Annotated in this window: 12 protein-coding genes, 1 pseudogene and 1 riboswitch; of the genes and pseudogenes, 5 read left to right on the top strand and 8 right to left on the bottom strand. The window is 63.0% G+C overall.

Features of this window, described 5'->3' with window-relative positions:
- Positions 1-80 precede the first annotated feature (80 nt).
- Both ABWV89_RS12060 and glnK read right to left on the bottom strand, forming a co-directional pair.
- Positions 81-1,478: an ammonium transporter gene (locus ABWV89_RS12060; protein ID WP_353397010.1), complete on the bottom strand. Its 1,398-nt coding sequence runs from the start codon at positions 1,476-1,478 to the stop codon at positions 81-83.
- Between the two features lie 34 nt (positions 1,479-1,512).
- Positions 1,513-1,851, bottom strand: coding sequence for a P-II family nitrogen regulator (glnK, locus tag ABWV89_RS12055; RefSeq protein ID WP_353397009.1), 339 nt, complete (start codon positions 1,849-1,851; stop codon positions 1,513-1,515).
- Between the two features lie 393 nt (positions 1,852-2,244).
- Between glnK and ABWV89_RS12050 the strand changes: the two genes are divergently transcribed.
- Positions 2,245-3,876, top strand: coding sequence for a YifB family Mg chelatase-like AAA ATPase (locus tag ABWV89_RS12050; RefSeq protein WP_353397007.1), 1,632 nt, complete (start codon positions 2,245-2,247; stop codon positions 3,874-3,876).
- 31 nt (positions 3,877-3,907) lie between these two features.
- Here the strand turns inward: ABWV89_RS12050 and ABWV89_RS12045 are convergent, their stop codons facing one another.
- Both ABWV89_RS12045 and ABWV89_RS12040 read right to left on the bottom strand, forming a co-directional pair.
- Positions 3,908-4,885, bottom strand: a complete 978-nt coding sequence (locus ABWV89_RS12045; protein WP_353397005.1) for an NAD(P)H-dependent flavin oxidoreductase — start codon at positions 4,883-4,885, stop codon at positions 3,908-3,910.
- Positions 4,886-4,940: 55 nt separating this feature from the next.
- Positions 4,941-5,915: a hypothetical protein gene (locus ABWV89_RS12040; protein WP_353397003.1), complete on the bottom strand. Its 975-nt coding sequence runs from the start codon at positions 5,913-5,915 to the stop codon at positions 4,941-4,943.
- A 261-nt stretch (positions 5,916-6,176) separates the two neighbouring features.
- On the opposite strand from ABWV89_RS12040, the gene ABWV89_RS12035 reads away from it, so the two are divergent.
- The 4 genes from ABWV89_RS12035 (at position 6,177) to ABWV89_RS12020 (ending at position 9,783) form a co-directional block, all read left to right on the top strand.
- Complete coding sequence (locus ABWV89_RS12035) at positions 6,177-7,001, top strand: crotonase/enoyl-CoA hydratase family protein (protein WP_353397001.1); 825 nt, start codon at positions 6,177-6,179, stop codon at positions 6,999-7,001.
- A gap of 125 nt (positions 7,002-7,126) precedes the next feature.
- Entirely contained in the window at positions 7,127-7,759 is a 633-nt protein-coding gene (locus ABWV89_RS12030) for a response regulator transcription factor (protein WP_353396999.1), read from the top strand.
- A 43-nt stretch (positions 7,760-7,802) separates the two neighbouring features.
- Positions 7,803-9,203, top strand: a complete 1,401-nt coding sequence (locus ABWV89_RS12025; protein ID WP_353396997.1) for a sensor histidine kinase — start codon at positions 7,803-7,805, stop codon at positions 9,201-9,203.
- Between the two features lie 76 nt (positions 9,204-9,279).
- Positions 9,280-9,783, top strand: coding sequence for a hypothetical protein (locus ABWV89_RS12020; RefSeq protein ID WP_353396996.1), 504 nt, complete (start codon positions 9,280-9,282; stop codon positions 9,781-9,783).
- Positions 9,784-9,985: 202 nt separating this feature from the next.
- Here the strand turns inward: ABWV89_RS12020 and ABWV89_RS12015 are convergent, their stop codons facing one another.
- From ABWV89_RS12015 to metH, 4 genes and pseudogenes are all read right to left on the bottom strand, one after another.
- Positions 9,986-10,774 (bottom strand): tropomyosin, encoded by a 789-nt coding sequence (locus ABWV89_RS12015; protein ID WP_353397543.1) that lies wholly within the window; start codon positions 10,772-10,774, stop codon positions 9,986-9,988.
- A gap of 15 nt (positions 10,775-10,789) precedes the next feature.
- Positions 10,790-10,858, bottom strand: a pseudogene (locus ABWV89_RS12010) (zinc-ribbon domain-containing protein); the annotation flags it as partial.
- Positions 10,859-11,031: 173 nt separating this feature from the next.
- On the bottom strand, positions 11,032-11,871 hold the full coding sequence (locus ABWV89_RS12005; protein WP_353396994.1) for an SDR family NAD(P)-dependent oxidoreductase: 840 nt from the start codon (positions 11,869-11,871) through the stop codon (positions 11,032-11,034).
- Positions 11,872-11,999: 128 nt separating this feature from the next.
- The gene (gene metH, locus ABWV89_RS12000; protein ID WP_353396992.1) at positions 12,000-14,777 is read right to left on the bottom strand and encodes a methionine synthase; all 2,778 of its coding nucleotides are present in this window, start codon (positions 14,775-14,777) and stop codon (positions 12,000-12,002) included.
- Positions 14,778-14,804: 27 nt separating this feature from the next.
- Positions 14,805-14,939: riboswitch (S-adenosyl-L-homocysteine riboswitch) on the bottom strand.

Here is a 14,939-nt window from a genome sequence, read left to right as displayed (position 1 = left end):
TCCAAAGGAGTCTTTCAAACGAAATCTTTGGCGGATGAACCGGGCGTCCGGGACACCTGGTTCATCCTGCCCGGCAGAGATCAGCGGTTGTACGCTGCCTCGCCGTGAGACGTGATGTCCAGACCTTCACGCTCGGCTTCTTCCGAGACGCGCAAGCCGATGACCACATCCACAATCTTGTAGCAGATGAAGGCCACGACGCTGGACCACACCATGGTGATCAGCACGCCTTCAGCCTGAATCACCAGCTGCGAGCCGATAGAGAAGTCTTCGCCGCCAGTGCCGCCCAGACCAGGGGCACCAAAGACGCCCACCAGCAGCGCACCGACGATACCGCCGATGCCGTGCACGCCGAAGACGTCAAGCGAATCGTCGGCACCGAGCATCTTCTTCAGGCCGGTCACGCCCCACAGGCAGAGGAAACCAGCGATCAGGCCGATGATGATGGCACCCATGGGGCCAACGGAGCCGCAGGCAGGGGTAATGGCCACCAGACCTGCAACGGCACCGGAAGCACCGCCGAGCATCGAAGCCTTGCCCTTGAAGAGCGCTTCACCCACAGACCAGGCCAGCACAGCGGCCGCAGTGGCGAGCAGCGTGTTGATGAATGGCAGACCCACGAAGGTGTTGGCTTCCAGGTTGGAGCCGGCGTTGAAGCCGAACCAGCCCACCCACAGCAGGGATGCACCGACCATGGTCAGCGTCAGGCTGTGAGGTGCCATGGATTCGCGGCCATAGCCAATGCGCTTGCCCAGCAGGTAGGCACCGACCAGACCAGCCATCGCTGCGTTGATGTGCACAACCGTACCGCCAGCGAAGTCGAGTGCGCCCTTGTCGAGCAGGTAGCCACCGGCGCCCCACACCATGTGCGCAACAGGCAGGTAGCTGAAGGTGAACCACAGTGCACTGAACAGCAGGACGGCGCTGAACTTGATCCGCTCGGCGAAGGAGCCAACGATCAGGGCACAGGTGATGCCGGCAAAAGTGGCCTGGAACGCGATGAAGACAAACTCGGGGATCTTCACACCGTCAGTGAAGGTGTCGGCCAGTGATTCAGGTGTCACACCCATCAGGAACAACTTGTCCAGACCGGCAATGATCAGGCCTTCGCCGCCGAACGCCAGGCTGTAGCCATAGACGGCCCACAGCACGGTGATCAGGGAGAACACCATCAGCACCTGCATCAGGACAGAGAGCATGTTCTTGCTGCGGACCAGACCGCCATAGAACAGGGCCAGACCCGGCACCACCATCAGGATAACCAGGATGGTACAGACCATCATCCAGGCGGTATCGCCCTTGTCCACCGTCGGCGCCGGTGCGGCTTCTTCGGCAGCTGCAGGTGCTTCTGCAGCAACTTCAACGGCCACTTCGGTCGTTGCCGCTGGTGCGGCTTCTTCCGTGGCTTGAGCATAGGCGTTCAGGCCACCGAGTGACAGCCCCAGGCCCAGAAAGAGGGTAGCTAGAAACTTTTTCATGTTCGTGATCTTTCTCGTCGTTGGTGACAAAGGGTCAGAGGGCTTCCTTGCCGGTTTCACCGGTGCGGATGCGGACCACTTGCTCAAGATCGGCAACGAAGATCTTGCCGTCGCCGATCTTGCCGGTGCGGGCAGCGCCTTCAATGGCTTCGATCACGCGCTCGACCAGCTCGTCGGAGACGGCGGCCTCGATCTTGACCTTGGGGAGAAAGTCGACCACGTACTCGGCGCCCCGGTAGAGCTCGGTGTGGCCTTTCTGACGACCAAAGCCTTTGACTTCGGTCACCGTGATACCTTGCACGCCCATGGTGGACAGTGCTTCACGCACCTCGTCCAGCTTGAACGGCTTGATGATGGCGGATACCAGTTTCATGCTGTGTTTCCTCTTGTGGAAGGGAAGCTCGTCTGACCTCAGGGTCAGCGGCGGTTCTTGAACGCTTGGTGTCGGCCCGGGAGCCTTCACCACTTTGGATGACAACTTCTGCGCGGAGGATGAGCCACGCGTCGAATCAATCGCTTACACCCTTTAGCACGGACCGTGCCACAACCCTTTTTGATAGCAACATCCTCAAATTTGGCGAGGAAACATGCCGACATGCCGTGTTTTGAGGAGGCCTGATCGGCTGACGCATGCCAGCATCGGGCATCGGTATTCGCATCATCCGAACTCGTCAAACCGATGAATCGCACCAAGTTCGTGCAAGCGCACAGAACGGTGCATCAGAACAAATCGGTGCCGCGCGCACCAAAACAGGGAGAAGTCACCATGAGCCTGGCGCTTGTGCGCAGCCGCGCCTTGCAGGGCCTGCAAGCACGCCCCGTCCGGGTGGAGGTCCACCTGGCCAATGGTCTGCCCAGCTTCACGCTGGTGGGTCTGGCAGACACCGAGGTCAAGGAAGCCCGTGAGCGGGTGCGTTCAGCCATCGCCAACGCTGGCCTGAGCTTTCCCAGCAACAAACGCATCACGGTCAACCTGGCACCGGCCGACCTGCCCAAGGACTCTGGCCGCTTCGACCTGCCCATCGCACTGGGCATTCTGGCCGCCAGCGACCAGATTGCTGCCGCCAAACTGGAAGGCTGGGAGTTTGCTGGCGAACTCTCACTCAGTGGTGAGCTACGCCCCATTCGCGGCGCCCTCGCCATGAGTCTGGCACTGCACCAACAACAGCTTCAGCACACGGCCGATCGCACCAAGGACAACGCTGACAACGCGTGCGAGCCTGGCAGCCCGGTTCGGCTGGTCTTGCCGCCCGAGAGCGCAGCAGAAGCCGCGCTGGTCCCGGACGCCCATATTTACCGGGCACGCCACCTGCTCGACGCCGTGGCGCCATTTCTGCATACACCACAAGACGCCACGGACGGTCCCTGCGATGACCAACCGCAAGTCTCGGCGTCAGCGGACGGCTGGGGACGGTTGAGCACCCCGTCCAACCTCGGCAACCAGACTCGCTACCCCGATCTGGCCGACGTCAAAGGTCAGGCCGCCGCTCGTCGCGCCCTGGAAGTGGCCGCGGCTGGCGGCCACAGCCTGCTGATGGTCGGCCCGCCCGGTTCGGGCAAGTCCATGCTGGCTCACCGGTTTGCCGGCCTGCTGCCGCCCATGGACACTACCGAAGCCCTGGAGAGTGCAGCCGTGGCGTCTCTGGCGGGTCGCTTTGACCTGGAGTGCTGGGGACAACGCCCCACATCTGCGCCGCACCACAGTGCCTCGGCAGTGGCGCTGGTGGGTGGCGGCTCTCCTCCCCGGCCCGGCGAGATCTCCCTGGCCCATCACGGCGTGCTGTTTCTGGACGAAATGCCGGAGTTTCCCCGTGTCGCCCTCGAAGCCTTGCGCGAGCCACTGGAGACGGGACAGATCCGCATATCACGTGCTGCCTTTCAAAGCGAGTTTCCGGCAAAGTTCCAGCTGATTGCCGCCATGAATCCCTGCCCTTGCGGCTATCTCGGCCATCCGCGACGGGCCTGCCGCTGCTCGCCCGAGCAGGTGGCCCGCTATCAGGGCAAGCTCAGCGGACCGCTGCTGGATCGCATCGATCTGCATGTCGAAGTGCCCGCCCTACCACCCGAGGAGTTGCTCGAGCGCGAGGCCCCGGCGAGCGAGAGCAGTGACGATGTCAGAAGCCGCGTCCTCGCCGCACGCGAACGCGCCGACGCACGACAGGGCAAACCCAACCAGTCACTCAGCGGGCGTGAGCTTGACCAGGCCGCCGCCATCGATGACAGTGCCATCGCATTTCTGAACAAGGCGGCCACCCGGATGGGCTGGAGTGCCCGCAGCACCCACCGCAGCCTGCGCGTCGCACGCACCATCGCAGATCTGGCTGGCTGCACACAGGTGAGCGCCGAGCATGTGGCCGAAGCCATTCAGTACCGGCGAGCGCTGAAGCAGGCGCATTGATGCCTGGTGCACCGCTTGGCGCTTGCCAGACTCAGTTGCTGGCCAGTGCCTTCAGCCGTTGCTTGATGATATCGTTGGCTTCGCCCATGATGCGGGTCATCAACTCCTGCACGGTGGGCACATCCTTGATCAGGCCGGCCACCATGCCACATGACCAGGCCCCTGCGTCCATGGCGCCGGTCTGCATGATCTTCGGGTAGACACCAGCCACTTCGGGCAGGATGTCCTCGAACCTGATGCTGGCGCCCAGTTCCTTTTCCTTGGCCAGCAGGCGCTCGACCGCTGCGTTGGTGAGCACACGCTCGGTGTTGCGCAGCGGGCGCATCACCAGGCGGGTGTCGAGCTCGCTGGCGGCCACGATGGCGGCTTTCACGTTCTCATGCACCGGCGCCTCTTTCGTCGCGATGAAACGCGTGCCCATGTTCATGCCTTCTGCGCCAAGTGCCATGGCGGCCACGAGCGAGCGGCCATCGGCCATGCCGCCCGAGGCCACGAACGGGATCTTGAGTTCTTCGGCTGCACGCGGCAGCAAAATGAAGTTGGGCACATCGTCTTCACCGGGGTGACCACCACATTCGAAACCGTCGACGCTCACCGCATCGCAGCCTATCGCTTCGGCCTTGAGTGCGTGGCGCACCGAGGTGCATTTGTGGATCACCTTCACGCCCGCCTCCTTGAGCGCAGGCAGGTACTTCTGCGGGTTGTTGCCCGCCGTCTCCACCACTTTCACGCCGCCTTCGATGATGGCTTTGACGTAGCCGGGGTAGTCCGGTGGTGTGACTGATGGCAGGAAGGTCAGGTTCACGCCGAAAGGCTTGTCCGTCATCTCGCGGCAGCGCGCGATCTCGGCCGCCAGCTTCTCGGGTGAGGGCTGGGTGAGGCCGGTGATGATGCCCAGGCCGCCGGCGTTGGAAACCGCCGAAGCGAGTTCGGCCAGGCCGACGTGGTGCATGCCGCCCTGGATGATGGGGTGCTCGATGCCGAGCAGTTCGGTGATGCGGGTCTTCATGAAGGGGTTCTCCTCGAATCTTGTTGGGGGGTCGGCCTGGCCAAAGGAATAACCGTCAGATCAGGCCGAGTTCGCGGGCTTCTTGTTCGTAAGCCGCGTAGGAATGTTTGAGCGTGGCGCTGTTGAGAATCATCTCTGCCGCCAACGCCTTGGTGTCGCCATGGATCACGCGGGTGCGCACCCAGCACGACTCTGTGCGTGCGCTCTCGCTCAAGGCGATGATCTCGCGCTCCAGTTCGTAAGCCTGACCAACGAACAGCGGCCCGTTGACCAGGCGAATCTGCTGACCGGCAAACAGGCCCACGGCCGGGCCGCGACCACTGAAGCCCGCGCGCTTGATGGTGCTGCCCAGCAGCACGCTGATCATCTCCATCGGAATGATGGCTTTGCCCCAGGGGCTGCTGGCAGCGCCTTCGGGGGTGTACCAGGGCGATGGCTCGGTGATGGCCTTGAGTTTTTGTGACAGCGTGAACGGATAGTAGTCGCCCATGTGCTGATCAAAGCCCATGGTGATGGTCTCGGCTTCGGCCCCTTTCTGGCCCACCGTCAAATCGCGGTTGATGACCAGGCCTTTGTTCGGCCGCAGCTTGGCAATGCGTTGTGGAATTTCGTGCTGATCGTCACATGCGTCGCTGCCCACCGAGGCGGTGCCCTTGAGCACCGGCGTGCCGTCACGCTTCTCGGCCCAGATGTGCACGATGCGCTCGCTGCCCTTGGGTGGCTGCACGAAGGCTCGCACTTCTTCACCTTCGACCACCATGTTTTGATAGTGCGCGCTGATGCAACCGGTCTGGAACCATTCATTGCCGAACAATTGCACCATGAGCGGGTCGAACTGGCTGAAGTGGGTCGGGCCTTCGATGGGGCCGGCTTTCAGGCCCAGGTCGCCTGCCGTCTTGTCATCGTGAATGGACAGGTGGCCGTCGTAGGTCTGGTCCGCCAGCATCTGGCGCGGCTGACGCAATGGCCCGCACAAGGCTGCGGCAGGAAAATCAGGAAATGCGGTGACAGCAGATGTGGAAGTGTTCATGGGCATGTGCTTGGATTGGCGATGCAGTGCTTTTCTTCAGGTCTTCCGGCACGGCGGCGCGGGCAAGGGAAGACCTGACGGTGGCGATAGCAGGCCAGCATAGGCGGCAAGAAGCGACTGGCGCAGTCGCCTGGGAGTCAGTCGCGAGCGTGACGACGCGCCGGTTTCCAGCCCACGCAATCGCTGCGACACTCTGCATGACGAACACCACGCGTCCGCTGATCGCAGCCGAGCGTCGCAACATCACGGAGACAACCTACCATGTCACTGAACCTCACCACCACCGATCCGCTGCCACCAGAGGGCTGCATTGAAACGCAAGTGGAAGGCCATGTGCTGCTCATCGGCATCAACCGGCCGGCCAAGCGCAACGGCTGGACGCCGCAGATGTTCCGGCAACTCGGCGAAGCCTACACACGGCTCGAAGACGATCCCGAATTGCGAGTGGGTGTGCTGCACGCGTTTGGAGATCATTTCACGGCGGGCCTGGACATGCCGTCGGTGCAGGCCGCACTTGAAAAGGGCGAAAAGATCATTCCCGAAGGCATGGTCGAACCGCACGACTTTGGCAAACCGGGCTACCGTCGGCGCAGCAAACCTGTGGTGGCCGCCGTCAAGGGCATTTGCTTCACCGTCGGCATTGAACTCATGTTGGGCGCCGACATTGTGGTGGCTGGCGAGGTGTGTCGCTTCAGTCAGAAGGAAGTGGCGCGCGGCCTCATGCCCGGCGGCGGCGCCACGCTTCGCATGGCTGAACGCGCCGGCCTGGGCAACGCGATGCTGTACCTGCTCACAGGCGACGAATTCGATGCCCCCACGGCCTATCGCCTGAACTTCGTGCAGAAGCTGGTGCCCAACGACCAGGTGCTGGGTGAGGCACTGGCCATCGCCGGCCGCATTGCCGAGCAGGCGCCTCTGGCCGTGCAGGCCACGCGCCAGAACACCATCAAGGCAGTGGAAGAAGGCCCGGCCGCTGCCGTCGCCGATTTCCCCGAGATCAGCCGCCGCATCTTTGCCAGCGAAGACTGGGCCGAAGGCGTTCGCTCTTTCGTGGAAAAGCGTCAGGCAGTGTTCAAGGGGCGGTAAATCGCTGGCACCAGCGCCAAGCTGTTGGCCCGGCCCCACGCCGCCAGGCATGCATCATCCGGATTGCGCAACGCAACAACAATCAAATCGCCTGCGGCCGTGCATTCACACGCACAATGTGGGCCATGGACGCCCTGTCGCCTGACCGGCACCTTGCCGGATCCGACCATCCGCCGATCATTCTGGTGGTGGAGGACCATTCGATGCTGCGAGAGTCTCTGGCCGATCATCTGGCGCAGCGATTCCCCCATGCCAGCCTTCTTGAGGCCCGCAGCCTGAGCGAAGCCTGTCGCGTTGTCGAAAACCATCTGCCCACAGTGGTTGTGCTCGATCTGCATCTCGATGATGCCAAGGGCGTGACTGCGCTGGCCGAGATCCGGCGGCGCTGCCCTGCCAGCCGCATTGTGGTGCTGTCCGGATCCGTCGACCCTGCCACCACGCCTCATCTGCTGGCCACAGGTGCCAATGGATTCGTGTCGAAGTCTGGCCGGCGCGAAGAATTGGTCACGGCCATCCAGGAGCAGCTCATGCACCTTGCGTCTGCGCGGCCACCTCATCGCAGCATGGCGCCACTGAGCGACCGCCTCACACCACAGCAGACGGTGATGCTGGAGCACCTGCTCAATGGCCTGTCCAACAAGGACATAGCGCGCCAGACAGGCTTGAGCCATGGGACGGTCCGAAACTACGTCTCTGTGCTTCTGGCCCAGTTTCAGGTGACCTCACGAGCGCAGCTACAGGCCTTGTTCAAGCGCTGACTGCACGACACTGACACAGCGCACAACAGGAAATCGGCGCCAAATGGTCTCTCATCCCATTTCAGAAGACCACGGCAAGCCTGTCATGGGTGAAGCCGGCCCCGAGCCTGATCCGGTCGAAGAAGAACGACTGCGGCTGTTCTTTCGGCACAGCATCCGCGCCTTGCCGGGATCCATCTATCCGGCGCTGGTCATGTGGGTCTGGTTCTACGCAACGACCCGTTCGCTGACCTGTCTGGCATGGGCATTCATGATCCATGTCTACCAGGCCTTCCGCCTGATCCACGGTCGCTTGCACCCCGCATCACAGCGTGCTTCGTCCCTGCTGCCCAAGGCCGAGCAACGCGCTGCCCTGCAACTGGGCGTGTTCGGTCTGGCCTGGGGGCTGGCGCCCTGGTTGCTCATGCCGGGCAATGACCATGCACAGCTGTCCATCATTGTGCTGATGCTGGTGGGAACGATGTCGGGCTCGGCCCTGGGGCTGGCCTATTCCCTCAAGGTCGGCTGGAGCTTTCTGGCTTGCGCCGGCGCCACCATGGCTGGCTGGATGCTCTGGCAGCGCACCTGGCTCGATGCCCTGCTGGCCGTGAGCATGGGCGTCTTCACGGCCTCGCTGATAATTCTCTTCAGGCGCCAGCATCTCACGCTGGTCGAGAACATCCGGTCGCGCATGACCCTGGGCCAGCAGGCCGAACAGTTGCAGGTGCAAAACCGGCAGTTGGAGCAGTTGCAAAGTGAACGCGACCGCATGTTCGCCACGGCCAGCCACGACTTGCGCCAGCCTGTCCAATCTCTCTCCATTCAGGCCCAATCGCTGGCAGACCGCCTGAGCGGGCCGGACAAAGCGTCGGCGATGCGCATGGCGGAAGTCACGGAATCCCTGAGCCGATCCATGGATTCCATTCTGGACCTCTACCGCCTCGAGAGCCTCTCGCGCAGTGATCCGCCCGAACCAGTCCCCGTGGAAGACCTGTTCTTTCAATGTGCACAGGTCTGGAGCGTCATGGCACGACGGCGTCAACTGGATCTGCGCTTCCATGCCAGAGCGATCACCGTCATCGCGCCCAGGCAGACCATTCAGCGCGTGCTGCACAACCTGATCGACAACGCCCTGAAGTTCACCGAGCATGGCGGCATTCTGGTGGCTGTACGGGAACGCCAGCGCGAGCAGGGGCGCATGGCGAGGATCGAAGTCTGGGACACCGGTGTCGGCATCCCCGCGGCTGACCAGCCACAACTGTTCCAGCCCTTCTTTCGAGCCACACTGCCCAGCGGCTTTGCCTCGCCCCAGGGCCTGGGCCTGGGGCTGAGTGCCATCCGCCATGTCTGCGAAGCGCAAGGCTGGGCCTTGTCCGTGCGATCTGCACCGGCGCATGGTTCGGTTTTCGCCATTGAGATCCCCTGCAAGGAGGAAGCAAGCGAAGCCGCTGGCCCGTCCATATGACAAATGTCACTGGCAGGAGGGCCGGGGTCAATCCTAGGATGAAGGTATGACGACTCTCATCCACAGGAGCAACCAAATGAAACTCTTTCCATTCACCCGCTGGCTTGCAGCCCTGGTGCTCGGTGCATCCGTGGCGGCCTGCGGAGGCGGCTCCAGCGACGACTCGTCTGAAGAAGAAGGCAGCGGTACCGGGCTGGTGGGCAACTGGACCACCGACATCGCCAGAATCATGGCCGACAACCCGTCCACCTTTTCCGGTGTCCGGGGCAGTTGCAGTGGGCCGGTCAACCTTGTGTTCAAGGCCGACGGAACCTTCAACCAGGATCTCAACGGAACGTGTCGTTTCCCTGAGGGCATCACGGGCACCATCACCCTGCGCTCCAGCGGCAACTATGCCGCCACGTCCGAGAAGATCACCATCACGAATGCGCGCAATGAGGGCGCGATCACCGCTGGCGGCGTATCCACTCCCATCAGCATCATCGAAAACGGGACCGCCAACTACACGATTGAGGGCAATGTGCTGACACTCCGGCCCAACGTGAGCGGCGCCACAGTGCAGCGCTACACGCGATCCTGACGGTTCGCACTATCGAGAACAAGAAAGGACGCCACCCGCTCAGGCCAGTGGCTGCCACAGATTCCCAAATGTGGTGGCGTACTGGCATTGCATGCGCGCGCCGGCCGGGTCTGATCTCAAAGCGTTGCCGGCCTGGCGCAAAGAGCCGACGAACCTGCGCTTTCGATCAGCCCCTCCCCAATCGACCGATACCGCACATCACCTACAGATTGCCAATGCGCCCGGACCGGTTCATTTCCCGGTATTTCACACACACCGGGTCCTGGCGATTGGCGGCCTTTTTGCACTCGCGGATGTGACAGAGATCCCGCGAGAAGAAATTGGTCTCTGCTGCGCAAGCGGCGCGCACGTCGGGACGGGCGGGCGCCGGCTCAGGCGGTGGCGTTGGCGCCGCTTCCGCCACCGGGGCCGCTGGGGCAGTGCTGGCGCCGGCCGCCGCCGCTTCTTCTTCCGCCGCCTTGCGCTGGGCAGCGCGCCGCGCTGCATCCGACCTGGCTACCTTGCGTGCCTGCTCCTTGCGCTGCAGCTCTTCCCGCGCTTCGAGTGCTTCGTTCCTGCGGCGCGCCTTTTCTGCCGAACGCACTTCGTCTTCCTGGCGCAGCTTTTCCACCGACTCACGCAGACGACGCTCGGCCTCGGCCGTTTCTTTTTCCAGTGCGGCCGAGATTGCCGAAGCCTGCCCAGAGGCGTCGGCGGACGACGGCGACGGGTCGACGTCCGCAGAAGGTGCGGGGGCATCCGTCGGCGGGGAAGAGGTATTCATGACGGGCCGAACAGCGCCGGCATCGTCTTCGCCCCCGCCCCAGCCGAGCCAGAGGGTCATCAACAGAATCGCACCTGCAAACAGCAGGGCAACAGGCAGCCATGCACGCTGGTCACCCAGCCAGGCCATGGCCCCATTGCCGTTGCCATGGCCTCGCCTGCGCCTGCCGGCTCTGCGCTTCTTGCTGCGCTCGCGCTGCGCATCACCTTCGCCTGCAGCGGGGAACACGGGCTCCAGCGGGCCAGCGCACCGGGTGCAGAAACGGGCTTTGTCTCGGTTCTCCGCCCCACACGAGGGGCACGTATTGGACATGCGAAAGGGAAGGCTGCCAGGCAGTCTCTTTGTCTTGGAACGGATTTTGTATCACAGGCCCTGCTCGCAGAAAGCCCGAACCTTTCCGTTCTGTGACCCTGAGCCAACACCCTCTGCCTGACGGCAGTCTTTGCCGCCAGACGGCACCCCTCTCCCGAAAGGCGTGTTTCGTGTCAGCTCTCGCGCATCATGACATCGGCCAGCCGGATCACCATGGCCCGCGGCATGAAGGCGCCACCCTTGGCCAGCATCCAGTTCATCAGGCCTGGAATGCACTCGCGCTTGCCTTCGATCATGGCCCGATAGCCCGCCTCCGCCACCTTCATGGGAGTGGCCACCCATGGCGTCCTGAACAGGCCGGATTTGTCCATGCCCGCAGCCCCCTTGAACCCTGTGGTGGTCGGGCCCGGACACAGCGTCGTCACGCTCACGCCATCGCGGTCAAGCTCGGCATGCAGAGCTTCGGAGAAATGCAGGACAAAGGCCTTGGATGCAAAGTAAAGCGCCATCCCGGGGCCCGGCTGATATGCCGCGGTGGACGCCACGTTCAAAATGCGGCCACGCTGGGCCAGAACACCCGGCAAGAACAGTTTGGTCACAGCCACCAGGCTGGTCATATTGAGCTGCATCAGCCCGAGATCCGGGCCCATCGGGGTGTCTTTGAACGTGCCAAACACGCCCACACCGGCGTTGTTGACCAGGATCCGGGGGCGCAAACCAGCCGCCTGCACCTGATCAAACAGCTGCTGTGGCCCATCCGGCTGTTGAAGATCGACCGCCACCACATGGACACGCGTGCGGTAGCGCGCCTCCCATTCGGCTGCATTGGATGCCAGGGCGTCGGCCCGGCGCGCCGTGATGACCAGGTCGTAGCCCTCCCGGGCCAGCACCTCAGCCAGATCGTGACCAATACCGGACGAAGCACCCGTCACCAGCGCCAGCGAACGCGGCTTGGTGGACGCAGGTGCCGCGGCAGGGGAAGTGGCAGGGGCGGCGTTCGGGGTCTCGGTCATGGTCATGGGCCTTGGCAGCAGGAACGTTCAAGGTCGCCATTTTGCGCGATGAGGGGCCGAGGGTCAGCATATACCCTTCCGGCTCATCGTCGCAAATTCAGACTTTCGGCGCCAACGGCGCCAAACCATCACAGATTCGGTGCCAGGCGGGTCCGCAAGGCCGACTCATCGACGCCGCTGCGCCGCGCCAGATCGGCCACCTGGTCATCGCCCACCTTGCCCACATTGAAATAAGTGCTTTGCGGGTGGCTGAAATAGAAGCCACTGACACTGGCCGCCGGTGTCATGGCGAGGCTTTCCGTCAGTGCCATGCCGATTTCCTGCGCCTGCAGCAGGTCAAACATGGCCCCCTTGACGCTGTGATCCGGGCAAGCCGGATAGCCAGGTGCCGGGCGGATGCCGACATATTTTTCCTTGATCAGCTCTTCGTTGCTCAGGGACTCCCCACCGGCATAGCCCCACAAGTCTTTTCGCACGCGCTCATGCATGCATTCGGCCATGGCTTCGGCCAGCCGGTCCGCCAGCGACTTGAGCATGATGGCGTTGTAGTCGTCGTGCGCATCGGCAAAAGCCTGGGCCCGCTTGTCGGCACCAATGCCAGCCGTCACGGCAAAAAGACCGATGTAGTCGGCTGCAACGCCTTTGGGCGCGATGAAGTCGGCCAGGCAGCGACTGGGACGCATCACCGGCTTTCCGTCCGGGCCGTCGATTTCCTGCTTCTCGGTTTGCTGACGCAGGCCGTGCCACGTCATCACGGGTTCTGCACGCGTTTCATCGGCGTAGATCGCGATGTCATCGTCATCCACGCGGTTGGCCGGGTACAGGCCAATCACGGCATTGGCGGTGAGCCAGCGCCCTTCGATGATCTTCTTGAGCATGGCCTGGGCGTCAGCATAGACCTTGCGCGCCTGCTCTCCCACCACCTCGTCATCCAGGATGGCAGGGAACGGGCCAGCCAGGTCCCAGGTCTGGAAGAAAGGGCCCCAGTCGATGTACCTGGCGGCCTCGGCCAGGTCGAAATTCCTGAACACGCGGCGACCGATGAATTTGGGAACAGCTGGCGCGACGGAGAAGTCCACCGGCGTGGCATTGGCACGCGCCTTCTCCAGCGGCCACATCGGCACGACTTTCTTGTTGGCGTGCTGCTGGCGAACGCGTTCGTAGTCGGCATTGAGCTCGGCGATGTACTGCACGCGGCCGTCGCCGATCAGGCCCTGGGCCACGCTCACGCTGCGTGAGGCATCAGGCACATAGACCACGGGGCCGGTGTAGTGGGGTGAAATCTTCACCGCGGTGTGCACGCGGCTGGTGGTGGCGCCACCGATGAGCAGCGGCATCGCCTTGTCGCGGAAGTAAGGGTCCTTCTGCATCTCGGTTGCCACCACCTGCATTTCTTCGAGGCTGGGGGTAATCAGACCCGAGAGGCCGATGATGTCGGCGCCCTCTTCCTTGGCCTTGGTCAGGATGTCCTGCCAGGGCACCATCACGCCCATGTTGACGACCTCAAAGTTGTTGCACTGGAGCACTACGGTGACGATGTTCTTGCCGATGTCGTGCACATCGCCCTTGACGGTGGCGATCACAATCTTGCCCTTGGAGCGGACATCGGCACCGGCGGCTTCGAGCTGGCGCTTTTCTTCCTCGATGTAGGGCATCAGGTGGGCCACGGCCTGCTTCATCACGCGGGCGCTTTTGACCACCTGGGGCAGGAACATCTTGCCGGCACCGAACAGGTCGCCGACCACGTTCATGCCGTCCATCAGCGGGCCTTCGATCACGGCCAGCGGGCGTCCGCCATCGGCCCTGATGAGTTGCCACATCTCTTCCGTGTCTTCAGTGATGTGGTCGTTGATGCCGCGCACCAGTGCATGGGTGAGCCGCTCGCGAATCGGCAGGCCGCGCCATTCATTCTTCTTGGTGTCGTCCTTGGCAGCGCCCTTGGCGCTTTCGGCAATCTCGATCAGGCGCTCGCCGGCATCAGGTCGGCGGTTGAGCACCACGTCTTCCACACGCTCGCGCAGCTCGGGCTCAAGTTCGTCGTACACACCGACCATGCCGGCGTTGACGATGCCCATGTCCATGCCCGCCTGGATGGCGTGGTAGAGGAACACGGTGTGAATGGCTTCGCGCACCGGCTCGTTGCCGCGAAAGCTGAAGGACACGTTGGACACGCCACCACTGACCTTGGCGCCGGGCAGGTGCTCTTTGATCCAGCGCGTGGCCTCGATGAAGTCCACCGCATAGTTGTCGTGCTCGGCAATGCCGGTGGCAATGGCGAAGATGTTCGGGTCGAAGATGATGTCTTCGGGCGGAAAGCCGACTTCATCGACCAGGATGCGGTAGGCACGCTCGCAGATCTCGATCTTGCGCTCGTAGGTGTCGGCCTGGCCCTTTTCGTCAAAAGCCATCACCACAGTGGCCGCGCCGTAGCGCTGGATCAGCCGGGCCTGGCGCTTGAACTCGTCAACGCCTTCCTTCATGGAGATGGAATTGACCACGCCCTTGCCCTGGATGCACTGCAAGCCGGCTTCAATGACTTCCCATTTGGACGAGTCGATCATGATCGGCACGCGGGCGATGTCGGGTTCGCTGGCGATCAGATTGAGGAAGCGCACCATGGCGGCCTTGCTGTCGAGCATGGCCTCGTCCATGTTGATGTCGACTATCTGGGCGCCGTTTTCCACCTGTTGACGGGCCACCGCCAGGGCGTCTTCATAGCGCCCCTCCAGGATCATGCGGGCAAACGCTTTGGAGCCGGTGACGTTGGTGCGCTCGCCGACGTTGACGAACAGGCTGTCCTCGCCAATGCTCAGCGGCTCCAGGCCGGAGAGCAGCATGGGGCGCACGACGACCGGCGGGACAGGCGCAGAGGCAGAAGAGGTGGAATCGACAGGATCAACGGACATGGGGCTCACCAGTAACGGAACGGCAATAGCTGGTGAGCGCCGTTGGTCAACCGCATGACACCCATGGGTGTTGCGGCGGGCCTGACGCCTGAACGGCAGGCCACTTCACTCAAGCCTGACGCCTGGCCATGCAGGCCGGGCGCTGCAGCGCTCCTTGAGGGA

The organism is Hydrogenophaga sp. 5NK40-0174, assembly GCF_040372165.1.
In the GTDB taxonomy this organism is placed as follows: domain Bacteria; phylum Pseudomonadota; class Gammaproteobacteria; order Burkholderiales; family Burkholderiaceae_C; genus Hydrogenophaga.
This window is presented reverse-complemented; position numbering and strand designations above follow the sequence as displayed.

Coding starts and splice junctions, on each gene's coding strand:
- ABWV89_RS12005 (WP_353396994.1), bottom strand. CDS start 11,871: ATGACCGAGACCCCGAACGCCGCCCCTGCCACTTCCCCTGCCGCGGCA.
- ABWV89_RS12050 (WP_353397007.1), top strand. CDS start 2,245: ATGAGCCTGGCGCTTGTGCGCAGCCGCGCCTTGCAGGGCCTGCAAGCA.
- ABWV89_RS12025 (WP_353396997.1), top strand. CDS start 7,803: ATGGTCTCTCATCCCATTTCAGAAGACCACGGCAAGCCTGTCATGGGT.
- ABWV89_RS12030 (WP_353396999.1), top strand. CDS start 7,127: ATGGACGCCCTGTCGCCTGACCGGCACCTTGCCGGATCCGACCATCCG.
- ABWV89_RS12060 (WP_353397010.1), bottom strand. CDS start 1,478: ATGAAAAAGTTTCTAGCTACCCTCTTTCTGGGCCTGGGGCTGTCACTC.
- ABWV89_RS12045 (WP_353397005.1), bottom strand. CDS start 4,885: ATGAAGACCCGCATCACCGAACTGCTCGGCATCGAGCACCCCATCATC.
- ABWV89_RS12040 (WP_353397003.1), bottom strand. CDS start 5,915: ATGAACACTTCCACATCTGCTGTCACCGCATTTCCTGATTTTCCTGCC.
- metH (WP_353396992.1), bottom strand. CDS start 14,777: ATGTCCGTTGATCCTGTCGATTCCACCTCTTCTGCCTCTGCGCCTGTC.
- ABWV89_RS12020 (WP_353396996.1), top strand. CDS start 9,280: ATGAAACTCTTTCCATTCACCCGCTGGCTTGCAGCCCTGGTGCTCGGT.
- ABWV89_RS12035 (WP_353397001.1), top strand. CDS start 6,177: ATGTCACTGAACCTCACCACCACCGATCCGCTGCCACCAGAGGGCTGC.
- glnK (WP_353397009.1), bottom strand. CDS start 1,851: ATGAAACTGGTATCCGCCATCATCAAGCCGTTCAAGCTGGACGAGGTG.